Here is a 24,470-nt window from a genome sequence, read left to right on the forward strand (position 1 = left end):
TCGAATTGGAGGAAATAAATGAGCATGGAAAAAAATCAGAAAATCCCGTTAACATATCGCGAAGCCGGGGTGGATATCGACGCCGGCAACCGGGCGGTGCAGTTGATGAAAAATGACGTCAAAGCTACTTACCGTCCGGAAGTGCTTGGCGATATCGGCGGGTTTGGCGGCTTGTTTGCCCTTGATATTGCCAAATACCGTCAGCCGGTTCTGGTTTCCGGTACGGATGGAGTTGGCACCAAGCTTTGCCTGGCATTTATGCTGGATCGCCATGATACCATTGGACAGGACGCCGTAGCCATGTGTGTAAACGATATTTTAGTACAAGGGGCGGAGCCCTTGTTTTTCCTCGATTATTTAGCAGTTGGGAAACTGGAGCCGGAAAAAGTCGCTGCCATTGTCAGCGGTGTCGCCGGTGCCTGTAAAGAATCCGGCTGCGCCCTCATTGGCGGCGAAACAGCGGAAATGGCCGGTTTTTATAAGACCGGTGAGTATGACATCGGCGGCTTTGCCGTCGGAGTAGTTGAAAAATCAAAAATAATTACCGGGGAGACTATTCAGCCGGGAGATGTTTTGCTGGGACTGCCTTCCAGCGGCGTTCATTCTAACGGATATTCTCTTGTGCGAAAAATTTGTTTTGATTTGCAGCAGCAGTCGCCGGATGATTTTATGCCGGAACTGGGACGGACAATCGGCGAGGAATTGCTGGTGCCCACCAGACTGTATCCCAAGGTTTGTTTGCCGCTCTTCGAGAAATTTGAAGTTCGGGGGATGGTACATATTACCGGCGGCGGCTTTTATGACAATATACCCCGTATATTGCCTGAACATTGCAGGGCTGAGGTGGATACGTCCTCCTGGCCGATGCTGCCTGTATTTGGATTGCTTCAGGAATGGGGGCAAGTTCCCTGGCCGGAAATGTACCGGACGTTCAATATGGGAATCGGCATGATTCTGGTACTGCCACCTTCTCAGGCAGAAGCTGTTCAGCAGGATTTGGCGGCCCGTGGTGAAAAATCATATGTGATCGGCAAAATAAACGCCGGAAAACAGGAAGTCATCCTGAAAGGTGGCGTCTTTGGTGGGTAAAACGGTATTAGGCGTATTGGCTTCCGGGCGGGGCAGTAATCTGCAGGCTATTATGGATGCCATTTCTGCCGGCAGTATTGCAGCCGAGATTGGTGTGGTCATCAGCGACAATCCGAAGGCCAATGTACTCAAACGCGTAGCGGGTACGGGTATACCGGCCATTCCAATTGATCGTAAGCGTTTTGCCACCAGAGCGGAATTTGAAGGGGAAATTGCCAGACAGCTTAATTTGCATCATGTCGAATTGGTGGTATTAGCTGGATTTATGCGCATTTTAAGTCCGGATTTTATTAGCTTATTTTCCGGCTATATCATGAATATTCACCCGGCGCTGTTACCCTCCTTTCCCGGGTTAAATGCCCAGGAACAGGCGGTTAATTATGGCGTAAAAGTTTCCGGGTGTACCATTCATTTTGTTGACGAAGGAATGGATACCGGCCCCATTATATTGCAAGAGGCAGTTCCCGTATTGGATGGCGACACCCCCGAAACATTAGCGGACCGGATTCTTCAGGTAGAACATAAGCTTTATCCTAAGGCTGTTGCCTTATATTGCGAAGGACGGCTGCGGGTTGAAGGACGTAAAGTGAGAATTGTGGAAAAGGGGATGCGTTTATGAATATTTCACGTGCATTAATTAGTGTTTCCGATAAAACAGGAATTGTTGATTTTGCCCGTAAGCTTAATAGCTATGGCGTAGAGATTATTTCCACCGGCGGTACGATGAATGCGCTGCGTAAAGCAGGCATTCCGGTTACGTATGTGAGCGATGTAACCGGCTTTCCTGAAATCATGGATGGACGGGTAAAGACCTTGAATCCTTATATTCATGGCGGTATTTTGGCCATTCGCGACAACCCCGACCATGTGAAAGCCATGAAACAGCATAACATTCGCGGGATTGATCTGGTGGTTGTAAATTTATATCCCTTTCGGCAAACTGTGGCCAAGCCGGATGTTACCTTAGAAGAGGCTATTGAAAATATTGATATCGGCGGGCCGTCCATGATTCGTGCTGCCGCTAAAAATTATCGTTATGTTACGGTAGTGGTGAATCCGGAACACTATGATTCGGTGCTGCAGCAAATTGGCGACAAAAACGGTATTTCGGAAGAAACCCGCATGCAGCTGGCCCATGAAGCTTTCGAACATACGGCTGAGTACGATGCATATATTGCTCAGTATCTAAGTAAACAACTGGGAGAAGGGAAATTCCCTCCTAACCTCCACATGGTCTGGGAACGGGTGCAGGCTTTGCGTTATGGCGAGAATCCACACCAGCAGGCGGCTTTTTATCGGGAAAAATATTATACCGGCGCTGGGATTGCCAATGCCCGTCAACTCCATGGCAAGGAATTATCCTTTAACAATATTGTGGATGTAGAAGCAGCTTATAAGCTTGTTGCCGAATTTGACAAGCCGGCGGCAGCCATTATCAAACATACCAATCCCTGCGGTACCGGCATTGGCGATAATCTGGCAGCTGCCTACCAAAAGGCCTATCAGGCTGATCCGCTGTCGGCTTACGGCGGTATTGTCGCCCTGAACCGGGAAGTGGATCAGGCTACTGCTGAAGAAATAAAGACTATCTTCGTTGAAGCGGTGATCGCTCCGGCGTACAGCCAGCAAGCCCTTGATGTTCTCACGCAAAAAAAGAATGTCCGCATATTGTTGGCTGAAATGCCGGATCATTCAGCGGCGCAGCTGGACTGTAAAAAAGTTTCCGGCGGGCTGTTGATTCAGGAAACCGACAGTAAGGACGCTCCGCGGGCGGCTATGAAAGTGGTTACTGACCGTCAGCCTACGGCGGCAGAGTGGGAACAGCTGCTTTTTGCCTGGAAGGTTGTAAAACATGTCAAATCCAATGCAATTGTGGTCGCCGGGAATAATCAGACATTTGGCGTTGGCGCCGGTCAGATGAACCGTGTCGGATCTGCCGATATTGCCCTGACTCAGGCAGGCGAAAAAGCTCAGGGAGCGGTTTTGTCATCCGATGCTTTCTTCCCTTTCCGTGATACGATAGATGCTGCTGCTAAAGCCGGTATTAAAGCAATTATCCAACCCGGCGGGTCAATAAGAGATGAAGAATCGATTCAGGCAGCTAATGAACATGGTATTGCCATGGTATTTACCGGAATGCGGCATTTCAAACATTAAAATAGCGCATCGCAGAAGAGTTAAAGGGGTGTAATTGTGCGAATTTTAGTTATTGGCGGCGGCGGACGTGAACATACACTGGTTTGGAAACTGGCGGACAGCCCACGGGTGGAAAAAATATATTGTGTGCCGGGAAATCCGGGAATCGGTCAGATTGCCGAATGCGTGAATCTTGATATCGGTGATAATGACGCCCTTGTCCGGTTTGCGCAGAACGAGCGGATAGATCTTACTGTTGTGGGTCCGGAGCTCCCCCTTGCTAATGGTATAGTGGATGTATTTGCGGCTCATAACCTGCGAATTTTCGGACCCGACCGGCAGGCAGCCCGGATTGAGGGATCCAAGTCTTTTGCCAAAGAACTGATGGAAAAATATCAGATTCCTACTGCCGGATTTCGGGTATTTACCGTTGCCGAAGAAGCAAAAAAGTATGTCAGGCAGCATGGTGCGCCGGTAGTGGTCAAAGCCGATGGGCTGGCGGCCGGTAAAGGCGTGGTAGTTGCTATGACGCTGGCAGAAGCGCTGGCAGCTGTGGATATGATCATGTGCGATCACGCCTTTGGTGCCGCCGGGAGCCAGGTGGTTATTGAAGATTTTTTAACCGGTGAGGAAGCATCTTTGCTGGCATTTACCGATGGAACAACGATTGTGCCGATGATAGCGGCCCAGGATCACAAACGAATTTTTAATGGCGATCAGGGTCCCAATACCGGCGGAATGGGAGCGTATGCTCCGGCTCCGGTAGTTACTGCGGAAATTCGTGAGCAGGTTGTACGGGATATTTTACAGCCTGCCATTGACGCGATGCGGCAGGAAGGCTGTCCTTATTGCGGTTGTTTATATGCCGGCTTGATTATTACCGATGAGGGCCCGAAGGTGATTGAGTTTAATGCCCGCTTTGGTGATCCGGAGACGCAGGTGGTGCTGCCGCTGCTGGCGACTGATTTGACAGTCATTATGGAAGCTTGCATTGATGGTCAGCTTGCCAATGTGGATATTGAGTGGCGTCAGGAAACAGCCGTGTGCGTTGTTCTTGCTTCAAAAGGCTATCCGGCATCTTCCCATAAGGGAGATGTGATTGATGGTATTGATAGCGCTGAAAAGCAGCAGGCTTATGTATTTCATGCCGGGACGGCGGTGCGGCATGATCAGGTAATAACCAACGGCGGGCGGGTATTGGGTGTTACCGCTACTGCAGCCGATATTCGCGGCGCCGTAGAAAAGGCATATGCCGCGGTTAAGGAAATAAAGTTTGAAGGTATGCAGTACCGTACCGATATTGCCTATCGCGCTATGAAATAAAAAAGGGCAGTCAGGAAATAATCCTGGCTGCCTTTTTTTCAGATGAATTTGACTTAAATAAACGTCATAAATTGGCTATTTTTTGCAGGGGCCAAAAAATAGCCATGGCTTTGCCCTTCACAAATTGAGAGGGCAAAAAACCAACGCTGAAGCGGCTGTCTTCAGAATTATTGCGGTCATCTCCCATAACGAAATAATGGCCTTCAGGCACGGCTTTTAAGGGATAGGACCCGTTTGTCGGTTCTAAAATATAAGGTTCCGTTAACTGTTGTCCGTTTACAAGTACCTGTCCGTTGTTTACTTGAATGGTATCGCCGCCTACCGCAATCACGCGCTTAATAAAATCCCGGTCGGGATCCAGTGGATATTGAAAGACAATAATGTCCCCTCGCTGGGGTGGATGAAGGCGATAGACAAATTTATTCACCATTACCCGGTCGTCCTGCACCAAAGTGGGAAGCATCGAAGGACCTTCTACTTTATAGGGCTCAATTATAAAGTAATGAATCAGAAAAGCAAGGGCGATTGCAAGTGCGATGGATTTTACCCAGTCTTTAACTTCATTCATTACGCTGTGTTTATTCAAATTTGTACTCCTCCCGCAGTCAATAAAAATAGTATATTCCAAAAGAGACAACTTATGCCTGAAAGGTTAAGGATAAGTCTATTTAGTAAAACTGAAATTGGAAAATTTCCATAAAAAACCGCTACAAAGTATAGCGGTTTTTTTATTAAACGTATATCATTATTGCGGATATCTTGATATAATCATATCTGACTGGCTGACTGACTAGTCAACTTTGATTTTATATACCTGCCAATAGAAAGGATGAGATGAGTGATTTTTAAAAATAAAAAGATTGCTATAGCTGCGGCGGTAATCTTTGTGTTGACCGGCATCATTGGCTATCGTGTTTATGCCAATGTCGCCGCAAGCAAAGCGAGGGCCGGGCAAATGTCTCAGGGAAATAAAGTCGTTGTTCAGGTGGCACAGGTCGGCCGGCATGATATCCAGCCGAACATGACCTTTTCTGCCGGTCTTGAACCGGTTTGGAGTGCAGATGTTTCGGCCAAGGTTGACGGCCGGATTAATACCTTAACCGTTACGGAGGGTGACGCAGTTAAGGCCGGGGCGGTAATTGCCACTTTGGATACTGCCGATTTATCCGCTCAGGTTATACAGGGACAGGGTAATCTAATGGCGGCTCAATCAAACTTGGAACAGGCTGAAATGGATTATCAGCGCTATTCAGTATTGGCCGGACAAGGAGCGATATCAGCCCAAATGCTGGATAACGCCCGAACAAAGCGGGATTTGGCAGCGGGTCAGGTTAAAGCGGCCGAAGGCGGGTTGGCTTTGATGGAGGAAAAATTAAATAATGCCAGGATTGTCGTCCCTCAGGACGGTGTGGTAACTAAACGCTATGTACAATCCGGCACCTTTACCAGAGCCGGTTCGCCGATTGTTACCGTGGCTGATGTTTCTACGCTATTGGCAAAGGCGACTATCGGTGAGGCACAGATTGGTGAACTGCAGGTGGGTACGACTGTTAAAGTAAAGCTTGACGCTTTAAGCGGTCAGGAATTTACCGGAATAATTACCCATATTTCTCCGGCAGCCCAATTGCCGGCTCGGACTTTTACCGCTGAAGTAACTATTTCTAACGGTAGCGGTGCACTGAAAGCCGGTATGTTTGCGAAAGTGGAAATTCCTACTCGCGTGCATCAAAATGTTCTTGCCATTCCGGAAAGTGCTTTGGTTATGCGCGAGGATCAGAAAACTGTATTTGTAGTTGATGCTGATAATAAAATCCAACAGCGTATTTTAAAACTAGGCTATGTTGGTGATGGCTGGGCCGAAGTTTTAGAGGGCGTAATTGAAGGGGACACCATCGTTATTGCCGGTCAGAATAAAGTAAAGGATGGGATCGAGGTTTCTCCTGCTAAGGAAGGTGCTTCATAATGGGAGGTATCGGAACATTTATTAAGCGTCCTGTCTTTACTACTATGCTGGTCATGCTGCTGGTAGTATTCGGACTTAAAGCTTACCCGACGTTGGGAATCGATTTAAATCCGGACGTAGACTTTCCTATCGTTAGCGTTTCTGTAAGTTATGCCGGCACCTCACCGGAAGAGATGGAAAGTTTAGTTACCAAACCAATTGAGGATGCTGTCAGCTCGCTATCCGGCATTAAGAATTTGTCTTCCGTTACGAAAGCAGGAAGTTCTCAGACTACCATTGAATTTGAGTTCGGAACCGATCCTAAGTTAGCAGCGAATGAAGTGAGAGAAAAGGTGGCAGGAGCCCGGAAACGGCTACCTGATCAAATTGATGAACCGGTAGTTCAGCGTTTTGATATCAGCGCTCAGGCTATTGCAACCTATAGTTTATCGTCGAACAGCCGCAGCACTGGCGAGATTCAAAAGCTGGCAACCGATGTTGTAAAGGATGAACTGCAGCGAATTGATGGTGTAGCCAGTGTTAACGTATACGGCGCGTCCGACCGGGAGATTCAGATTCAACTTGATTCGAAAAAATTAGATGCCTATACAATTTCCATGCAGCAAATTCTTAACACTGTAGACAATCAGAACCTTAACGCCCCTGGAGGGCGTGTGACCGAAAAAGGAACTGATCTACTGGTGCGAACCATCGGTAAATACCAAAGTGTGGATGATATCAAGGGGATCATTGTTGCCAATCAGGATGGTCATTTGATTAAATTGAGTGATGTGGCTACGGTAAATGACAGTTGGCAAGAAGCAACTACACTAGCTCGCACTAACGGCCAGCCTAGTGTATTGATTTCGATTCAGAAACAATCCGGGACGAATACGGTTGACGTTGCCGATAAAGTGAAAACAGCCATGGGTAAGTTGCAAAACGTTTTACCGTCTGACGTAAAAGTTGCCAATACTCGCGACAGCTCTACCTATATTCGCAGCAGTGTGGATGATGTAATGACATCGCTGGTATTTGGGGGCTTGCTGGCGATTATTATTACCTTCTTGTTCTTACAGAATACCCGGGCGACGATGATCGGGGCTATCGCCATTCCGACATCGGTTATTGCAACATTTTTTCTCATGAAGGCAATGAATTTTACGCTAAATAATATGTCTTTGATGGGGCTTAGTCTGGCGGTAGGTATTCTGATTGATGATGCAATTGTTATTATCGAGAATATTTACCGGCATATGGAACAGGGAAAATCGGCCTTTGCGGCAGCCCGGGAAGGCACTGCCGAAATTGCTCTTGCGGTCATGGCGACAACCTTTTCCATTCTGGCGGTATTTGTGCCGGTTGGCAGCATGGGGCAAATTATCGGTCAGTTTTTTAAGCAGTTTGGCTTGACCGTTGCTTTCGCCGTGGCTTTCTCCTTATTCGTAGCCTTTACCTTAACGCCGACATTGTCGGCATACTGGCTCAAGCAAGAACATGGTAAGGCTGAATTACCTCATGGACCGCGCAAATGGTTACAAGACTTTTTGGATCGCTGGGAAAAAGGCTTTTTGAGCCTGCAGGCAACATATAAAAATATTTTAAGCTGGGCGCTAAAACGTCCGAAAAAATTGGTTGCTTTTGCTGTATTATCGCTTTTTGCTAATGGTTTATTGCTGCCGTTCCTGGGAACTGAGTTCCAGCCAACCTATGACTCCGGTGAATTTAGTATTGCGATGACTGCACCGGCAGGAACTTCACTGGAGAAAATGCAGCAACTGGCAGCACCCATTGAACAAACGGTTCTGGCAATTCCCGAAAGAGATACATCCTACACCTTAGTAGGTTCGAACGGTTTGACGAATAAGGCTACGATTGGTGTCCGCCTTGTTCCAGCCAGCAGCCGCAAGCGATCGATGACACAGATTATGGACGAACTACGGAAAAATTTCAATAATGTCGGCAATTTAAAGATTGCGGTCCAAAATAATCAAGGCGTTGGTCGCGGTGATTCCCGTCCGGTGCAGCTTGCTCTTCGCGGACCGGATCTGGTTACGTTAACCCATACAGCCTTGGATTTAGCGGAAAAAATCAAACAGCTCCCCGGTACGGCGGATGTAGATATTTCCAGCGAACAATCGGCTCCGGAGATTCAGGTTAAACTGGATCCAGTACGCATGAGTGATGCCGGATTGGACGCGGCTGTGGCTTCTACTACGGTACAGACAGCTTTCCTGGGGGTTACTACCAGAAATAGATTCAATGTCGGTAATAACGATTATAATATCCGGCTTCAGCTCCAGTCCCAAAGCCGAACGAATATCGACGATGTGGCTAACCTCCTCATTACTACAAAAACGGGAAGCGCTGTCCGCTTGGGTGATATTGCTAATGTTTCCCTATCTTCCGGTCCGACCGAAATCGATCGTGAATCGCGTCAGCGTGAAGTCATTGTCTATGCGAACGTAGTCGGCGTTTCGGCCGGGGATGTGATTACCCAGGTGAAAAATATTGTGACGACGATGAACCTGCCGCTCGGTTACTCCTATCAATTTGTCGGCCAGGCTCAAACGATGCAGGATTCTTTTGCCGAACTTGCAAGGTCGCTGATTTTGGCTGTTGTTTTGATCTATATGGTGCTTGCCGCCCAGTTTGAAAGCTTTATCCACCCGTTGACAATTATGCTGTCGCTGCCATTCTCATTGATTGGTGCGATTCTCGGCTTGCTGATTGCGGGGCAGACGCTGAATATCATGTCGCTCATCGGCTTTATTATGCTGATGGGGCTGGTTACGAAAAATGCGATCCTGCTGGTTGATTACACGAATCAGCTACGGAAAAAGGGAATGGGTGTTTCCGAGGCTTTGGTCGAGGCAGGCACAGTCCGTCTGCGTCCAATTCTCATGACTACGGCCGCCATGATATTCGGTATGCTGCCGGTGGCGCTGGGTATTGGCTCCGGTGCCGAATTGCGGCAGTCTATGGGGGTGGTACTGGTAGGCGGCTTAATCACTTCTACAGTGCTGACTCTGGTTATCGTTCCGCTGGTTTACCTGTTGATCGACCGATTAAAAAACCGTTATAACAAAAGAGCGCATCAAATAGCTGAATAATGCAAAGAGGCACCCACGGTGCCTCTTTGCATTATTCAGCCAACAATTATTTTTCGACAGCTGCTTTGATCTGCTGCAGTCCTTTTATGATGTTTTCCCGGGAGGCAGCATAGGAAAAACGCAGGTATTCATCAGTCTCACCGATGTTTCGGGCGCCAAAGGCCGTGCGGGGGAGAACGGCAACATTTCCCTGGTACAGGATATAGTGCTGCAGCTCTTTAGAAGTTTTGAGACCGAGATTTTTGCAGGCTTCCGTAACATTGGGGAATACATAAAAGGCTCCATTCGGTTTTTTACAGGTAAAACCGGCAATCTGATTTAATCCGTCGACAATTAAATCCCTTCTGGCTCTGAATTCATTGACTATATTCGTTACCGAATCCTGGGGACCGGTTAATGCTTCGATTGCGGCATATTGAATAAAGGTATTCGTACAGGACTCGCAGTTAGTCTCCAGACGGGTAATCTGGGTGGCCAGTTCTTCATTCATCACACCATACCCCAGCCGCCAACCGGTCATTGCATAGGTTTTAGAAAATCCGTCCAAAATAATAGTGCGTTCTTTCATACCAGGCAGCGAACTGATACTGGAGAATTTTCCGGAGTAGATGATGCGGCTGTAAATCTCGTCAGAAAGTATCCATAAGTCATGTTCGCTGGCCAACTGGGCAATCGCTGCCAGGTCTTTATCGGTTAGCATCCCGCCGGTAGGATTCTGCGGACTGTTAAGGATGATCAATTTTGTTTTTGGGGTGACCAACTGCTTTAACTGCTCCGTATCAAAGGAAAATCCTTTTTCTTCCAGCAATGGTGCAGGAACAGGAACGCCGCCGACGAATTTGATGACTGATTCATAAATGGAAAAACCGGGGTTGGGATAAATCACTTCGTCGCCGGGATTCACCAGGGCATGAATCGTATAATAGATGATCGGCTTTCCGCCGGGAGTAACGACAACTTCATTTGGGCTGACGGGAATTCCTCTGGTTTCGCTAATGTGGCGGGCAATTGTCTCCCGCAGCGGCATAATACCGGCTGAGGGACCATAATGAGTTTGATTTTCCGCAAGAGCCCGGATACAAGCCTGCTTAATATTGGAGGGAGTGTCAAAATCCGGTTCGCCGATAGCAAAACTAATGATGTCGCGGCCGGCTGCTGTTAATTTGTTTACCTCTGCCAGAACTTCAAAGGCGTTCTCTGAGCCTAATTGACTTAACCGATGTGCCAGATTCATAAATTCCTCCTGTGAGTATAAAATGGTAAGTACATATTATATATTTTACGAAAGCAGGGCGAGTTCCTTCCCCATACTGGATTATTCCAATATATCTTTCTTTTCGGCAGGAAAATTTATTTTTTTTTGTGATAAAGGAAGGATTTATTCTTTATAGGGCGAACGAGTTAATCATAACAACTTTTTCTGGAGAGTTGTTCTAGTTTAAATAACACATCGAATGATGGGAGGTATAAGAATGAGTTTTAAAATTAAGGACAGTATTTCATGGGTTGGCAAGGTAGATTGGGAATTGGTTAAATTTCATGGGGAAGAGTATTCCACCCACAAGGGTTCCACCTATAATTCATATTTGGTGCGGGACGAAAAGACAGTCTTGATCGATACGGTCTGGATGCCTTATGCTAAAGAGTTCGTGGAAAAGCTGCAGCAGGAGGTTGATTTGCAGCAGATTGATTACATTATCGCCAATCATGGGGAAGTGGATCATAGCGGTGCTTTGCCGGAATTGATGCGTCATATACCCGATACGCCGATTTATTGCACGGCGAATGCTGTTAAGTCTCTGCAGGGACAGTATCATGAGGACTGGAATTTTAAAGTAGTAAAAACCGGCGATAAACTCAGTATCGGTTCCCAAGAATTTATCTTTATTGAAGCGCCGCTGCTCCATTGGCCGGATACTATGTTCAGCTATCTGACCGGAGATAATATTTTGTTTAGCAATGATGCTTTTGGTGAGCATTTGGCCTCTGAGTATATGTTTAATGACCTGGTAGATCAATCGGAACTGTATGCCGAAGGCATGAAGTATTATGCTAATATTCTTAACCCCTTCAGCAAGCTTGTGGATAGAAAAATTAAGGAATTCGTTGGCTTAAATCTGCCGCTGAATATGATCTGCCCCAGCCACGGCGTGATCTGGCGGGACAATCCGCTGCAAATTGTCAAGCAATATCTAGAATGGGCTAACCAGTATCAGGAAAATCAGATTACGATTCTGTATGATACCATGTGGGACGGCACCAGGAAGATGGCAGAGGGTATTGCCCAAGGGATTCGGCTGGCGGATCCTTCGGTCAATGTGAAATTGTTTAATACCGCCCGGCGGAGTAAAAATGATATTGTTACCGAGGTGTTCAAATCCAAGGCGATTGCTGTCGGTTCACCGACGATTAATAAAGGAATATTGTTCTCCATTGCCGGTATTCTGGAAGAAATCCAGGGATTGCGCTTTGTTAATAAAAAGGCGGCAGCTTTCGGTACTTATGGCTGGAGCGGTGAATCGGTAAAATTAATCAATGAAAAATTGAAAGAATCCGGCTTTGAAGTTATCAACGACGGACTGAAGCAGCTGTGGAATCCTGATGCTCAGGGTATGGAAGCTTGCATTCAATTAGGAAAACAAATTGCCGGTTAACTCATGAAGAAACGGCGTCAGCCAGAGTGCTGATGCTGTTTCTTTTTATTTGGCAGAAGGAAAAGCTTTATATAAGCTAGAAAGAATATTTAATATTATTTTGCCGGAAATCTTAAAAGGAGTAGAAAATGAAAATTATTGATCTGCATTGTGACACCATCATGTGTCTCACTGAACTTGGTCCACAGGCCGGTTTGTATGAAAACGATTTGAGTATTGATATTCGGAAATTGAAAGCGGCGAATTCTCTGGCTCAATTTTTTGCCCTGTATCTTGATTTGGGCCAGGTGGAAAATCCCCTGGAACATGGCCTGAAAATGGCAGATCGATTTTATCAGGAGATGGAAGCTAATCAGACGGATATCCGGCCGGCTGCCGGTTATGGGGATTTATGCAGCAATATGGCCCAAGGGAAAATATCCGCTTTTTTAACGATTGAAGAGGGGGGAGCGCTGAAAGGAGAACTTGCCAATCTGCGCAATTTTTACCGGCTGGGCGTACGGCTCATTACCTTGACCTGGAATTATCCCAATGAAATTGGTTTTCCCAACTGCCAGGAACAGTTTCGCAGTAAAGGGCTGACAGCCTTTGGCCGAGCCGTTGTTGGTGAAATGAACCGGCTGGGAATGCTGATTGACGTATCCCATTTATCGGATCAGGGTTTTTATGATGTCGCCCGGTTGTCCCAAAAACCGTTTGTGGCATCCCATTCCAATTCTCGTGCTATAACCGACCATCCCCGGAATCTAACGGATGATATGATTCGTTTGCTGGCGCAGAAAGGCGGTATCATGGGAATTAATTTTGCGAAGGATTTTTTAGGCGGTACAGATATAAGCAGAGTGGCGGATATGATCCGGCACATTCGTCATATCCGCAATGTCGGCGGTATTGAGGTATTGGCGTTAGGTTCGGATTTTGACGGCATCAGCCGGGAATTGGAAATCCACCATATTGGCGAAATCGATAAACTGATCCGGGGACTGTCGCAAAACGGCTTTAGTGAAGGCGAGATTGAAAAAATTTGCTATCAAAATGCCCGGCGGCTGATTCAGGACTGCTTGTGATATTTAGTTTATTGGTATGAAATTAAGGGAGGCGCAATATGAATTATTCGCGAGAAACGGAAAAATTTACTGATTCGCGCTCAAAACGGCAGCAGATACTGGATGCCGCGTATGAAATTTTTTCACATAAAGGATATCACCAGGCAACTGTTGATGAAATTATTACCTTAGCTGATACAGGAAAAGGGACTGTATATAATTATTTTGTCAATAAAGAGCAGTTGTTTTATACATTAGTGAAGGAACGGACGGCTCCGTTTGAGGTGGAACTGGCTAAAATTATTGAATCTCCCTTGGATCCGTTAGCCAAGGTTGAGCGGATTATTAAATCATTTTTAGGATTTTATGTTATTAATGCTGATATTTACCGGGTTTTGATGCATGAAATCCGCGGTTTGGGAAGTGACAGCTATTCCCGGGTTCCGCAGGAGCAGCGGGAAAAATATCGGCAGCTGCTGGACGGAACCATCGGCATGATTGAGAAAGTCATTATTGAGGGTGTCGAAGCCGGAGTAATCCGGCAATGCAATGAAAAAAAGGCGGCTCATGCTCTCTTCAGTGTAATTGTCATGATGGCTTTTAAGAAATGGGTCGATGAGGATATCGATGGGACGGCACATGTCGTCGCCGACCATTTTTTGTATGGAATAGCAAAACGCTAGTGATCTTTTTGTCCGGATGCCTGACTGTTTAGTCACGTCTCCGGCGATAAACAGAAGGCTTATTTAGCAGCAGGGGCAATTAATAAACGGGACAAGCGAAAAGGGCAGATGCCGCATCTGCCCTTTTCGCTGTCCCAAGACGGTTGAATTACCAAGCAACGGTAACGGAACCTTTAAAATGCTCTTGGGCAAATTGTTTTACTTCATCGGACTGGTAAGCCTTGATCAATTTTTGTATATTGGGATTATCCTTATTTCCTGCCTTTACAGCGAGTATGTTGGCGTAGGGCGAGTTTGCATCTTCCAGTAAAATAGCATCTTTATTCGGAGTTAATCCGGCAGTCATGGCATAATTGGTGTTAATGGCGGCAAGATCTACATCATCCAGTGAACGGGGGATTTGTGCGGCTTCCAATTCTTTAATCTTCAGGTTTTTCGGATTTTCAATAATGTCGGTTACGGCAGCTTTAACTCCGGCATCAGGACGAAGTTTGATCAAGCCTGCCTTCTCCAGTAATAAGAGACCTCTCCCGCCGTTGGTAGGATCATTGGGGATGGCTATGACAGCACCGGCTGGAAGTTCGTCAATGGATTTAAGTTTTTTCGAATAGATTCCCATGGGGAAAATAATGGTTTTTGCAACAGAAACAAGATCATAATTGCGGTCTTTGATGATGTTGTCCAAATAGGGTTGATGCTGAAAACTGTTTACATCAATATCGCCCTGGAAGAGAGCCACATTCGGTTGAATATAGTCATTAAATTCAATGACTTCAATTTTAAGACCGTTCTTTTCAGCAACTTTTTTTACTACATCCATCACTTCAGCATGCGGGCCGGCGGTTACGCCGACTTTTAATGGCTTATCGGCCGGGGTGCTGTTTTGTTTGCTGCAGCCGCCGGCTAAGAAGGCAATGAAGGTCAGTGTCAGCAAGACAGCGGTGAGTTTGGTCCATTTTTTCATTGGTATACCTCCCAATAGTATTATTTCAATTTTTGCAAGCGTTCCACTGCTGTTTCCAGCGTGGCTAATTCTTTACAGAAGCAGAAGCGGACAAAACGATGCCGGTCCGGATTATCTTCCCGATAAAAACTGGATCCGGGGACAACGGCGACGCCTATCTTTTCGGCCAGGTAGCGGGCAAAATCCACATCGCTGTTCCAGTCGAGAATGTCAGTCATAATATAGTAGGCCCCGCCGGGACGGATACAGTCAAAGCCGACTGCCGTTAATTCTTTCAGCATAAAGTCGCGGCGCTTTTTGTAAAAAGAAGATAGTTCCCGGTAGTATTCCGGACCAAAATGCAGTGCTTCGGCAATAGCAGCTTGCAGGGGAGCAGCAGCGCCGACAGTGAGAAAATCGTGAACTTTTCGTACCGATTGGGTAATTTCCGGTGAGGCGATTACATAGCCGATGCGCCAGCCGGTTACACTGTAGGTCTTTGAGGCGCTGTTGATTGCTAAAGTTCGTTCAGCCATACCGGGCAGGGTCCAGAGGGGAATGTGCTCAATACCGTCATACAGAATGTGCTCGTATATTTCATCCGTGATGGCCAGGACATCATACTGAATGCAGAGCTGAGCAATTAGATTCAGTTCATCCCGGCTAAACACTTTGCCGGTGGGATTGTTAGGGGAGTTCATGATAATGGCCCGGGTGCGCTCGGAGAAAGCGGCTTTTAACTCTTCCGGGTCAAAATTAAATTCCGGCGGACGCAGACTGATATATTTCGGGGAAGCGCCGCAAAGAATAACATCCGGTCCGTAATTTTCATAAAAGGGTTCAAAGATGATCACTTCATCGCCGGGATTAACGGTAGCCAGCAGGGAAGAAACCATACATTCGGTGGCGCCGCAGCAAACAGTAATTTGCCGCTCCGGGTCCAATTCCACACCATAATCCCGCTGCACTTTCCAGGCAATGGAATTTCTCAGTTCTTTCGTTCCCCAGGTGATAGCATACTGGTTATGGTCTGCCATTACCGCCCGGACGGCTGCTTCTTTAATTTTCTGCGGAGCAGGAAAATCCGGGAAACCCTGAGCCAGATTAACGGCTTTGTGAGCGGCGGCAATCCGGGACATTTCCCGGATAACCGACTCCGTAAACCGGCTGGCTTTTGCCGAAGCATACTTTAAGGCAGTAGTCATTGTGTTATAATCCTCCTCAACTTTTATCTTTTATTCAGCCGACGGGCAAAATAGTCGCCGCAGGTTTGAACAATCTGGACTTGGGCAATCAAAATTATTACGGTAAGCAGCATGATATCGCCGCGAAATCTTTGATACCCATAGCGGATGGCCAAGTCGCCCAGCCCGCCGCCGCCGATCGCTCCGGCCATGGCGGAATAGCCGATGAGGCCGATGATTGCTAATGTAAGCCCCATAATTATGGCAGGCAGCGCTTCGGGGATCAATACTTTCGTAATGATTTGCCGGGGGGAGGCTCCCATAGCCTGAGCAGCCTCAATTAGACCGTAGTCCACTTCTTTTAATGCGGATTCCACGACCCGGCCGATGAAAGGAATAGCGGCAAGGGTTAAAGGTACGATGGCCGCATTGGTGCCGATGGAAGTGCCGACGATCAGTCTGGTTAAAGGGATAATGGCTACCATTAGAATGATGAACGGAGTAGACCGGGTAGCGTTCACGATTGCCCCTAAAATGCGGTTAAGGACAAGATGTTCTAAGATGTGATCTTTGGCCGTGGTAACAAGAATGACTCCCAGGGGGATTCCCACTATGGTGGATATAATGGCGGAAACAGCAACCATATAGGTGGTTTCCAACAGTCCGTTAGCTAGCAGCGCTAGTACGTCTGGCGACATAACCAATCACCTCAATTCCTAACTCGCGGCTTTTTAAATATTCTAAGGCGTTTTGAATATTGTTTTGCTCACCGGCAAGCTCAATGATTAAAGTACCAAAAGGTGTACTTTGGATGTTGTCAATATTGCCGTACAAAATGCTGGCATCCACATTGAAGTGCCGTATCATATTGGCAATAACCGGTTCTTCGGCCGAATGGCCGATGAAGGAAAGACGAAGCACCAGGGTGCTGCCGGCAAAAGGAAGCGGGGAAAAATCAATGTCCGCCAGGACTGCCGGTAAATCATGATTGATGATACCGCTGATAAAATCCCGGGTCGTCGCTGCCTGGGGTTTGGTGAAGATATCCAGTACCGGCCCCTGTTCAATAATCCGGCCATTTTCAATGACAGCCACATGATCGCAGATTTCTTTGATGACCTGCATTTCGTGAGTGATCATGACAATAGTCAGCTTAAGCTTGAGATTAATATCTTTTAAAAGCTTTAATATGGCTTTCGTAGTCTGAGGATCAAGGGCGGAGGTGGCTTCGTCGCAAAGCAGTACTTTAGGCTGATTGGCCAGTGCCCGGGCAATGCCGACTCTTTGCTTTTGACCGCCGCTCAGTTGTGCCGGATATTGATCTCGTTTGTCAGTGAGCTCGACCAACTCCAGTAAATGCATTACTTCCCGGTCGATTTCCCCTTTGCGGCGTTTCGCTAATTCCAGGGGAAAAGCAATGTTTTCATAAACAGTGCGGGATGACAGCAGATTAAAATGCTGGAAGATCATGCCGATTTTTTTGCGTGCCTCCCGTAATTCCCGTTCCGGCATAGCAGTCAAGTCCTGACCATCGACAAACACTTTGCCGGCAGTGGGGCATTCCAGCATGTTAATGCAGCGAATCAGCGTACTTTTACCGGCGCCGCTTTTACCGATAACGCCAAATATTTCACCCTGGTTAATATTTAAAGTAACGCCGTTGAGGGCATTTACTTGTCCGTTGGAACCGGAATAAACTTTTTTGATTTCTTTGAGCTTAATCATGAGCCATGCTCCTTTCTTCGGTTTGATAATAATAAAAAAGTCTCTTCACAGAATGAAGAGACCGCATCATCAGGCTGGTATTCTTCATCTGCCAGGATATTCTCCTGTAGGAATTGGCACCGTTTCGCCGAAACGAATGGTTGCCGCGGCGTCATCGGGCCAGTCCCTCAGCCAACTCTTGATGAAATATATTCAGTTGATATCAGAAAGTTTAACATGCTGTTTGCAGCGTGTCAAGTTAAAAATAGTAAACTCAGCAAAAAAATAGAATACCTTTGTATTTTCACTAAGTAAAGAATAAAAGAAATAAAGCAGGAAAAATTAGTGGCAAAGACGAATAAAAAATTAGCAGTTATTATTGTAGATAAGGAGCGGATGACAATGTCTGTCAACCCTAAATTGAAGGATCCTCTTACGGATCAATTATTTGAAGCCATGCTGCTGCTCGGGAATCAGGAGGAATGCTATCAATTCTTTGAAGATATTTGCACAATCAGCGAACTGAAAGCAATGGCTCAGCGGCTGGAGGTAGCCAGGATGCTGAAACACGGTCACACCTATGATGATATTGTCGACAGAACCGGAGCCAGTACAGCCACAATCAGCCGGGTGAAGCGCTGCTTGAATTATGGCGCCGACGGCTATAAAATTATTCTGGAACGAATCGACAGCCAGGAAAAAGCTGCACCAGCCGGCACTCCTGTTTAATGAAAAAGAAAAGCGAGGATATAATTTATGAGTAACGTATTTGTACCCAAGATTCCCTATGGAATGAGAGATTTTTTGCCCCGCGAGTCCAGCCGCAAGCGGGCGATTGAGGGCTCCTTAGGCAGCCTTTTTTCCCGCTGGGGCTATGACGAGGTCATTACACCGACGATTGAATATTTGGAAACGCTGACAGTAGGAGCCGGGCCGGACGCCCAAGCCAGTATGTTCAAATTTTTTGATAAGAACAATCGAATATTAGCCCTGCGTCCGGACATGACTACCCCCATTGCCCGGGTTGCGGCGACGCGGCTGAGGGAAAGCGCTTTGCCGCTTAAATTGTTCTATTTAACCAATGTATTTCGTTATGAACAGGCCCAAGCCGGCAGACAATGTGAGTTTTATCAGGCCGGGGTGGAATTATTCGGCGCCGGCGATTCGACAGCAGACGCCGAAGTGATTGCTTTGGCAGCGGAAGCTATGTTAACTGCCGGACTGCAAAGCTTTCAGATTAGCCTGGGACAGGTCGAGTTTATTAACGGCGTTATGGATGAATGTGAATTGACGATTGAACAGCGCCAGCAAATCAAGCAGGCAATGGTGACACGGGATCTGGTAGGGCTGGGGGAAATTTTGTCTGCCAGCGGTCTCTGCCGGTCAGGACAAAAGTTACTGCAGCAGATTCCCCTGCTTCATGGACGGGAAGACATGCTTAAGCAGGCTTATAGTATGGTTGCAACGGCAACAGCCCGGTCGGCGCTGGATAATTTAGCGGATATTTATAGTTTATTGAACAATTATGGGGTCGCGAAGTATGTTAATTTTGATTTAGGCATCATTCGGGATTTCGATTATTATACCGGCATGGTTTTTGAAGGGTATACCCCCGGTCTGGGCTTTCCTCTGTGCGGCGGCGGCAGGTATGATAATATGGTCAGTTCTTTCGGTGTCGATTGTCCTGCTACCGGATTTGCCCTGGGCATTGAACGGATTCTGCTGGCTTTGGAACGGCAGGAAATTGAACTTGCAGCGAAAAACAGAGATGTATATATTGGCTGGCAGAACGGGAAGCTGACAGAAGCAATTGGTGAAGCAGGCCGTCGGCGAAAAGCGGGACAAACCGTAGAATTGGGACTGGTTCATCAGTCGCAAACCGAGGCGGCAGCCAGCCAAACCGCTAAAGGTTATCGTCAACTGGTCTATTTAGGCGGTTGAGAATATGCTGAATCGGATCAATCAGGTTATTTCCGCTCTTACTGCAAAAATTACCAGGCAGGATGAGTGCTTTGTGGCAGAACAATTGAATGTCCGGGAGCAGAAACTGTTTTGGCAGATGAATCTGCCGGATCAGCGTCATGCCTTGAACGTAACGCATACCGCGTTAAAATTGGCGCAAACTAAAGCCGGAATAAATTTGACGTTGCTGATAAAAGTGTCGTTATTGCATGATGTAGGCAAGGTGCGGGGTGACGTCAGCACCTTTGATAAAATTGCCACGGTAATCGCCCATAAGTTGTTTCCCGGCTGGGCCGAAAGCTGGGGAAAACTGGGCCGCGGCAGTAAGGTGGCAAATTTACGCCACGCTTTCTACATCTATTTTCATCATGCTTCCCGCAGTGCGGTCATGCTGCAGCAAATCGGCGCCAATCCGCTGGTGACGAAAATTGTCAGTAAGCATCATCAAGCTCCGGCGGAAAGTGATCCGCCGGAGCTTGTCATACTGCGGGCAGCTGATGACATGAACTGAATCAGTTAATAACCTTTTTCTTTGTCAATGAGGGTTAACATTTCCTCTTTTTTTATAAAGTGTGTCAGATTATCAGTAAATAGTTTTATCGCCCGGTCAAGGTAAAGAGGGGATAGAGCGGCGATATGCGGGGTGATAATTACATTCGGCATATCCCACAGGGGAGAGGATTCGGCCAGTGGTTCGTGTTCGAAAACGTCCAGGCCGGCTCCTTTGATCAACCCCTGGCTTAAAGCAGTTTCCAGGTCGGCTTCGCGGACTACGGCACCGCGGGAAATATTGATAAAGTAAGCAGTTGGCTTCATGGCGGTAAACTGCTCAAACTTAAACATTTCTCTCGTTTCTGGAAGTAGCGGCAAAGCTACTACTACAAAGTCGCACACTGCCAGCATTTCATTTAGCTGATCCGGACTATATAATTGATCAACAAACAGTTCCGTTGTCATTTTTCGCTTGGTAGCGACTACATTCATTCCCAGTCCTTTGGCTTTTTTGGCAAATTCCCGGCCGATGCTGCCGAGACCGACAATGCCGATGGTTTTATCGTGAATCTCATCCACAGGGGAGCGCTGCCAGTTTTTTTCTTCCTGGTGACGAATAAAAAAATTCAGGCCCCGGGTAAAAGCCAGCATCAGAGCGAGAACATGTTCGGAAACCGGGATGCCGTGAATCCCCTTGGAATTGGTTAATATGGTGCTCATGCTTTGCAGTTCCGGCGACAGCAAGTTTTCCACTCCGGCACTTAAAGCGTGAATCCATTTCAATTTTGCCGCTGCTGGCAGAAGAGAACAAATATTCATCCAGCCCCAGGCGACTAAAATATCGCAGTCGGCAATATGATCAGCGGCATGCAGGAGATCGCTGACCAGTACAGTGCTGTCTGGTGCGGCGTTATTGATGGCGGCAATATGACGTGCCGCTAATTTGTTTAATACTAGAATGTTCAATCCGGGCACTATGAGCCCTCCTTTTTCTATTTGTATTTTGTTAAATACTTCTACATGTATGGGAAAAATCCTACAAGGGTCTTGACGAAAAAGCAGGTGGATGTTAATATAGCAGTATATTAATACTTTAAACAATTAAAGGATGACAGGAGGGTACCATGACATCGAGTGATATGAATTATCTTACCATAGCATTGCCAAAGGGGAAGTTATTTACTCCTTCGGCGGAAATGCTGGCAAGTGTGGGCTATACGGCGGAAGGACTGAGGGAAAACTCGCGAAAGCTGGTTATCACTAACGAACAGCAAAAAATCCGGTTTATTATTACCAAAACAGCCGACTTGCCGACTTATGTGGAGTACGGTGCCGCGGATATCGGTATTATCGGTAAGGATGTTTTGTTGGAAGAAAACAAAGACGTGTACGAGCTATTAGATTTGCAATATGGGGTATGCCGGCTGATGGTGGCGGTTCCTCAGGCGCTGCAGCAGGAAAAGCTAAGCGATTATGCCCATATGCGGGTAGCCACTAAATATCCCCGGGTAGCGGAGCAGTTTTTCCATAGTAAGGGCGTTCAGATGGAAATTATTAAACTGAATGGTTCCATTGAGCTGGCCCCGATGGTAGGATTAGCTGAAATCATTGTGGATATTGTGGAAACCGGCAGGACGCTTAAGGAAAATCAACTTGTGGAAATCGCCCGGATTCATCCGGCTACCGCCCGGTTCATTGCCAATCGTGTCAGCTTTAAGATGAAGTTTGATCGGATTAATAAGATGGTGGAAGATTTAAAAGCTATAGTGGAAAGTGGGAAGGCACAGTGAGAATCATTTATGCGAAAGACAACAGTAAGGAAGCGTTAACAGCGCTATTAACCAAGCCTGCTTTTGATGAAGTGGTGCTGGGAGAAGGCGCTAAAGCCCGTACCCGGGAATCCTTCGGCAGTGATATGACGGCGGCGCAGGTAGTGGATAAGATTGTTGCCGATGTGCGGGCCCAGGGAGATGCTGCCATACTTCATTTTTCCAGGATTATTGATGGTGTAGAACTTTCGGCGGAAACACTGGAAGTGAGTCAGGCTGAATTTTCCGCCGCCGCTGAGAAGATCGATCCGGCAGTACGGGACAGTCTTCGTAAAGCAGTTGCCAATGTGCGCCGCTTTCATAGCGAACAGGTGCCAAAATCCTGGCTGACTTACCGGGAGCACGGCTCAATGCTGGGCCAGAACTGCATACCGCTTGATCGGGTGGGAATTTATGTTCCCGGCGGAACAGCGGCTTATCCTTCATCGGTTATTATGAATGCGGTTCCGGCAGCGGTTGCCGGCGTAAAAGAAATTATTATGGCAGTACCACCGGCCCGGGACGGCAGTGTCAATCCCAATGTCCTTGTTGCAGCGCAGGAAGCGGGAGTTACTCGAGTGTTTAAAATCGGCGGGGCTCAGGCAATTGCCGCCTTGGCTTTTGGTACGGCTGCCGTACCGCGGGTAGATAAAATAACCGGTCCGGGAAATATTTTTGTTACTCTGGCCAAAAAAGCGGTATATGGCTACTGCGATATTGACATGCTGGCCGGCCCAAGTGAAATTTTGATTGTCGCCGATGCCGCTGCCGATCCCCGCTATATTGCGGCGGATATGCTCAGTCAGGCCGAACACGATGTTTTGGCATCCAGTATTGTTATTACCGATAGTTCGGGATTAGCCGATAAAGTTGCCGCAGAGGTAGGCAAACAATTGGTAAAACTGCCTCGGGAAAAAATAGCAGCTGCTGCTTTAGATACCAACGGCCTGATTATTGTAGCCGACAGTATCATGCAGGCGATGGAATTGGCCAATTTATCGGCTCCTGAGCATATGGAGCTGCTAACAGCGGATCCTTTTTCCCTGCTGCCCTACGTGCGTCATGCCGGGGCGGTGTTCTTAGGACCGTATTCGCCGGAACCATTGGGCGATTATTTTGCCGGTCCAAACCATGTGCTGCCTACCGGAGGTACGGCTCGCTTTTATTCAGTGCTGAATGTGGAGACGTTTATGAAGAAGACCAGTATTATTGCTTATACGCAAGGAGCTTTACAATCAGTCAGTGATGACATCATCCGTCTGGCCAAGGCGGAAGGACTGGATGCTCATGCCAATGCTATCAAAGTGAGGGGAAAATAATGATGCTGAAGTATCGGGCGGGTTTAGAAGCTTTACATACTTACGCCATTGATGAACGTGACTGGGACATTAAGCTGGATGCCAATGAAAGTCCGGCCAATCTGCCTCCCTTGGTGAGGGAGCGGGTGGTAAACCGGCTGTCCTATTTGGCGTTTAACCGCTATCCGGAAATGGGAATGCTTGGACTTAGAGAACAAATCGCCGCTGAATTTCAGTTGTCGGTAGATCAGGTTTTGATCGGCAACGGGTCCAGCGAAATTTTAATTGCCCTTTGTCATGCCCTGGGCGGACAGGGCCGGAGTATTGTCTTTCCGACACCTTCCTTTTCCATGTACGGCATTTACGCTATTCTTGCCGACAGCGAGGCGGTTCCCGTGAATTTGGCGCCAACTGACTTTTCTCTGTCGCGGGATAAAATTTTACAGGCAGCCGAAGCATCCAAGGCAAATTTAATTATTTTGTGCAATCCCAATAATCCAACCGGTACAGTCATACCACCGGAGGATATCGAGTATATTGTCAGTCAGGCAAAATGCCTGGTTGTAGTGGACGAAGCGTATCACGAGTTTTATGGCGGCCGGTCGGCCGCCGGACTAATCGGTAAATATGATAACCTGGTTGTGGCTCGTACTTTTTCCAAGGCTTACAGCCTGGCATCGGCCCGGGTGGGCTATATGCTGGCTGGGGAGCAAGTGACCCAGATGGTTGGCAAGGCAATGCTGCCTTATCATGTTAATGCCTTATCATTAGCGGCAGCAGAGGTAGTATACCAAATGCGGGATGAATTTAAGGCAGGAATCAGCCAAACCGTCATGGAACGCAAGCGTATGGCGGAATCATTGCGTAAATTTACCGGGATAACCGTCTACCCGTCTGAAACGAACTTCATTTTGATCAAACTGGCGCAGGCTCAGGGATTAAACAGTTATTTGGCGGAACGCAGCATTAGTATTCGCGATTTTGGCGGTGCTCCCGGATTAACCAATTGTTTGCGGATTTCTGTCGGCACCCCGGTGGAAAATGACACGTTGCTTCAGGCAATTTTGGAATTTCTGAAAAGAGGTTGATAAAA

General features: G+C 47.2%; 22 protein-coding genes and 1 riboswitch. Of the genes, 15 read left to right on the plus strand and 7 right to left on the minus strand.

The features are described 5' to 3' along the window. The first annotated feature begins 18 nt into the window (after window positions 1-18). The 4 genes from purM to purD are packed head-to-tail and all read left to right on the plus strand — an operon-like array spanning window position 19 to window position 4,548. A complete protein-coding gene (purM, locus tag ABFC84_02670; GenBank protein MEN6411651.1) occupies window positions 19-1,089 on the plus strand; it encodes a phosphoribosylformylglycinamidine cyclo-ligase in 1,071 nt (356 codons plus the stop codon). Then, window positions 1,070-1,708, plus strand: coding sequence for a phosphoribosylglycinamide formyltransferase (gene purN / locus ABFC84_02675; GenBank protein MEN6411652.1), 639 nt, complete (start codon window positions 1,070-1,072; stop codon window positions 1,706-1,708). The genes purM and purN overlap by 20 nt, the downstream gene beginning before the upstream one ends. Further along, the gene (purH, locus tag ABFC84_02680; GenBank protein ID MEN6411653.1) at window positions 1,705-3,246 is read left to right on the plus strand and encodes a bifunctional phosphoribosylaminoimidazolecarboxamide formyltransferase/IMP cyclohydrolase; all 1,542 of its coding nucleotides are present in this window, start codon (window positions 1,705-1,707) and stop codon (window positions 3,244-3,246) included. The genes purN and purH overlap by 4 nt, the downstream gene beginning before the upstream one ends. A 36-nt stretch (window positions 3,247-3,282) precedes the next feature. Further along, window positions 3,283-4,548, plus strand: coding sequence for a phosphoribosylamine--glycine ligase (purD, locus tag ABFC84_02685; GenBank protein MEN6411654.1), 1,266 nt, complete (start codon window positions 3,283-3,285; stop codon window positions 4,546-4,548). Window positions 4,549-4,612: 64 nt separating this feature from the next. Here the strand turns inward: purD and lepB are convergent, their stop codons facing one another. Beyond that, complete coding sequence (lepB, locus tag ABFC84_02690) at window positions 4,613-5,134, minus strand: signal peptidase I (GenBank protein ID MEN6411655.1); 522 nt, start codon at window positions 5,132-5,134, stop codon at window positions 4,613-4,615. Between the two features lie 252 nt (window positions 5,135-5,386). On the opposite strand from lepB, the gene ABFC84_02695 reads away from it, so the two are divergent. Together ABFC84_02695 and ABFC84_02700 are read left to right on the plus strand one after the other, a co-directional pair. Continuing rightward, entirely contained in the window at window positions 5,387-6,511 is a 1,125-nt protein-coding gene (locus ABFC84_02695; GenBank protein ID MEN6411656.1) for an efflux RND transporter periplasmic adaptor subunit, read from the plus strand. Next, window positions 6,511-9,603 (plus strand): efflux RND transporter permease subunit, encoded by a 3,093-nt coding sequence (locus ABFC84_02700; protein MEN6411657.1) that lies wholly within the window; start codon window positions 6,511-6,513, stop codon window positions 9,601-9,603. The genes ABFC84_02695 and ABFC84_02700 overlap by 1 nt, the downstream gene beginning before the upstream one ends. Window positions 9,604-9,649: 46 nt before the next feature. Here the strand turns inward: ABFC84_02700 and ABFC84_02705 are convergent, their stop codons facing one another. Next, window positions 9,650-10,837: a pyridoxal phosphate-dependent aminotransferase gene (locus ABFC84_02705; GenBank protein ID MEN6411658.1), complete on the minus strand. Its 1,188-nt coding sequence runs from the start codon at window positions 10,835-10,837 to the stop codon at window positions 9,650-9,652. 238 nt (window positions 10,838-11,075) lie between these two features. On the opposite strand from ABFC84_02705, the gene ABFC84_02710 reads away from it, so the two are divergent. From ABFC84_02710 to ABFC84_02720, 3 genes are all read left to right on the plus strand, one after another. Further along, window positions 11,076-12,257, plus strand: coding sequence for an anaerobic nitric oxide reductase flavorubredoxin (locus ABFC84_02710; GenBank protein ID MEN6411659.1), 1,182 nt, complete (start codon window positions 11,076-11,078; stop codon window positions 12,255-12,257). A 128-nt stretch (window positions 12,258-12,385) separates the two neighbouring features. Then, window positions 12,386-13,324: a dipeptidase gene (locus ABFC84_02715; GenBank protein ID MEN6411660.1), complete on the plus strand. Its 939-nt coding sequence runs from the start codon at window positions 12,386-12,388 to the stop codon at window positions 13,322-13,324. A gap of 38 nt (window positions 13,325-13,362) precedes the next feature. Next, window positions 13,363-13,986 carry a TetR/AcrR family transcriptional regulator gene (locus ABFC84_02720; protein ID MEN6411661.1) on the plus strand — a complete coding sequence of 208 codons (624 nt, stop codon included), beginning with the start codon at window positions 13,363-13,365 and terminating at the stop codon, window positions 13,984-13,986. 148 nt (window positions 13,987-14,134) lie between these two features. On the opposite strand, the gene ABFC84_02725 is transcribed toward ABFC84_02720, so the two are convergent. Genes ABFC84_02725 through ABFC84_02740 form a run of 4 tightly spaced genes read right to left on the minus strand, consistent with a single transcriptional unit; the run spans window position 14,135 to window position 17,838 of the window. Beyond that, window positions 14,135-14,950: a MetQ/NlpA family ABC transporter substrate-binding protein gene (locus ABFC84_02725; protein MEN6411662.1), complete on the minus strand. Its 816-nt coding sequence runs from the start codon at window positions 14,948-14,950 to the stop codon at window positions 14,135-14,137. A gap of 20 nt (window positions 14,951-14,970) precedes the next feature. Beyond that, the gene (locus ABFC84_02730; GenBank protein ID MEN6411663.1) at window positions 14,971-16,134 is read right to left on the minus strand and encodes an aminotransferase class I/II-fold pyridoxal phosphate-dependent enzyme; all 1,164 of its coding nucleotides are present in this window, start codon (window positions 16,132-16,134) and stop codon (window positions 14,971-14,973) included. A 23-nt stretch (window positions 16,135-16,157) separates the two neighbouring features. Beyond that, window positions 16,158-16,811 carry a methionine ABC transporter permease gene (locus tag ABFC84_02735; GenBank protein ID MEN6411664.1) on the minus strand — a complete coding sequence of 218 codons (654 nt, stop codon included), beginning with the start codon at window positions 16,809-16,811 and terminating at the stop codon, window positions 16,158-16,160. Then, complete coding sequence (locus ABFC84_02740) at window positions 16,780-17,838, minus strand: methionine ABC transporter ATP-binding protein (GenBank protein ID MEN6411665.1); 1,059 nt, start codon at window positions 17,836-17,838, stop codon at window positions 16,780-16,782. The genes ABFC84_02735 and ABFC84_02740 overlap by 32 nt, the downstream gene beginning before the upstream one ends. An 81-nt stretch (window positions 17,839-17,919) precedes the next feature. Then, window positions 17,920-18,026, minus strand: a riboswitch (SAM riboswitch). Between the two features lie 193 nt (window positions 18,027-18,219). Between ABFC84_02740 and ABFC84_02745 the strand changes: the two genes are divergently transcribed. Genes ABFC84_02745 through ABFC84_02755 form a run of 3 tightly spaced genes read left to right on the plus strand, consistent with a single transcriptional unit; the run spans window position 18,220 to window position 20,290 of the window. After that, window positions 18,220-18,546: a YerC/YecD family TrpR-related protein gene (locus ABFC84_02745; protein MEN6411666.1), complete on the plus strand. Its 327-nt coding sequence runs from the start codon at window positions 18,220-18,222 to the stop codon at window positions 18,544-18,546. A 27-nt stretch (window positions 18,547-18,573) separates the two neighbouring features. After that, window positions 18,574-19,758 (plus strand): ATP phosphoribosyltransferase regulatory subunit, encoded by a 1,185-nt coding sequence (hisZ, locus tag ABFC84_02750; GenBank protein MEN6411667.1) that lies wholly within the window; start codon window positions 18,574-18,576, stop codon window positions 19,756-19,758. Window positions 19,759-19,762: 4 nt separating this feature from the next. After that, on the plus strand, window positions 19,763-20,290 hold the full coding sequence (locus ABFC84_02755; GenBank protein ID MEN6411668.1) for an HD domain-containing protein: 528 nt from the start codon (window positions 19,763-19,765) through the stop codon (window positions 20,288-20,290). Between the two features lie 5 nt (window positions 20,291-20,295). Here ABFC84_02755 and ABFC84_02760 read toward each other — a convergent pair whose 3' ends face one another. Then, the gene (locus ABFC84_02760) at window positions 20,296-21,246 is read right to left on the minus strand and encodes a D-2-hydroxyacid dehydrogenase (GenBank protein MEN6411669.1); all 951 of its coding nucleotides are present in this window, start codon (window positions 21,244-21,246) and stop codon (window positions 20,296-20,298) included. Window positions 21,247-21,395: 149 nt separating this feature from the next. On the opposite strand from ABFC84_02760, the gene hisG reads away from it, so the two are divergent. Genes hisG through hisC form a run of 3 tightly spaced genes read left to right on the plus strand, consistent with a single transcriptional unit; the run spans window position 21,396 to window position 24,465 of the window. Beyond that, entirely contained in the window at window positions 21,396-22,061 is a 666-nt protein-coding gene (gene hisG / locus ABFC84_02765) for an ATP phosphoribosyltransferase (protein MEN6411670.1), read from the plus strand. Beyond that, entirely contained in the window at window positions 22,058-23,398 is a 1,341-nt protein-coding gene (gene hisD, locus ABFC84_02770) for a histidinol dehydrogenase (protein MEN6411671.1), read from the plus strand. Before hisG ends, hisD begins: the two co-directional genes overlap by 4 nt. A 2-nt stretch (window positions 23,399-23,400) precedes the next feature. Next, on the plus strand, window positions 23,401-24,465 hold the full coding sequence (gene hisC, locus ABFC84_02775; GenBank protein MEN6411672.1) for a histidinol-phosphate transaminase: 1,065 nt from the start codon (window positions 23,401-23,403) through the stop codon (window positions 24,463-24,465). Window positions 24,466-24,470 lie beyond the last annotated feature (5 nt).

Source organism: Veillonellales bacterium (genome assembly GCA_039680175.1).
Taxonomy (GTDB): Bacteria; Bacillota; Negativicutes; order JAAYSF01; family JAAYSF01; genus JBDKTO01.

What these genes read in the sequence shown, in the direction of transcription:
- purM (MEN6411651.1), top strand. Translation starts at nt 19, where the DNA reads ATGAGCATGGAAAAAAATCAGAAAATCCCGTTAACATATCGCGAAGCC.
- purH (MEN6411653.1), top strand. Translation starts at nt 1,705, where the DNA reads ATGAATATTTCACGTGCATTAATTAGTGTTTCCGATAAAACAGGAATT.
- ABFC84_02700 (MEN6411657.1), top strand. Translation starts at nt 6,511, where the DNA reads ATGGGAGGTATCGGAACATTTATTAAGCGTCCTGTCTTTACTACTATG.
- ABFC84_02705 (MEN6411658.1), bottom strand. Translation starts at nt 10,837, where the DNA reads ATGAATCTGGCACATCGGTTAAGTCAATTAGGCTCAGAGAACGCCTTT.
- ABFC84_02710 (MEN6411659.1), top strand. Translation starts at nt 11,076, where the DNA reads ATGAGTTTTAAAATTAAGGACAGTATTTCATGGGTTGGCAAGGTAGAT.
- ABFC84_02715 (MEN6411660.1), top strand. Translation starts at nt 12,386, where the DNA reads ATGAAAATTATTGATCTGCATTGTGACACCATCATGTGTCTCACTGAA.
- ABFC84_02720 (MEN6411661.1), top strand. Translation starts at nt 13,363, where the DNA reads ATGAATTATTCGCGAGAAACGGAAAAATTTACTGATTCGCGCTCAAAA.
- ABFC84_02725 (MEN6411662.1), bottom strand. Translation starts at nt 14,950, where the DNA reads ATGAAAAAATGGACCAAACTCACCGCTGTCTTGCTGACACTGACCTTC.
- ABFC84_02730 (MEN6411663.1), bottom strand. Translation starts at nt 16,134, where the DNA reads ATGACTACTGCCTTAAAGTATGCTTCGGCAAAAGCCAGCCGGTTTACG.
- ABFC84_02735 (MEN6411664.1), bottom strand. Translation starts at nt 16,811, where the DNA reads ATGTCGCCAGACGTACTAGCGCTGCTAGCTAACGGACTGTTGGAAACC.
- ABFC84_02740 (MEN6411665.1), bottom strand. Translation starts at nt 17,838, where the DNA reads ATGATTAAGCTCAAAGAAATCAAAAAAGTTTATTCCGGTTCCAACGGA.
- ABFC84_02745 (MEN6411666.1), top strand. Translation starts at nt 18,220, where the DNA reads ATGTCTGTCAACCCTAAATTGAAGGATCCTCTTACGGATCAATTATTT.
- hisZ (MEN6411667.1), top strand. Translation starts at nt 18,574, where the DNA reads ATGAGTAACGTATTTGTACCCAAGATTCCCTATGGAATGAGAGATTTT.
- ABFC84_02755 (MEN6411668.1), top strand. Translation starts at nt 19,763, where the DNA reads ATGCTGAATCGGATCAATCAGGTTATTTCCGCTCTTACTGCAAAAATT.
- hisG (MEN6411670.1), top strand. Translation starts at nt 21,396, where the DNA reads ATGACATCGAGTGATATGAATTATCTTACCATAGCATTGCCAAAGGGG.
- hisC (MEN6411672.1), top strand. Translation starts at nt 23,401, where the DNA reads ATGCTGAAGTATCGGGCGGGTTTAGAAGCTTTACATACTTACGCCATT.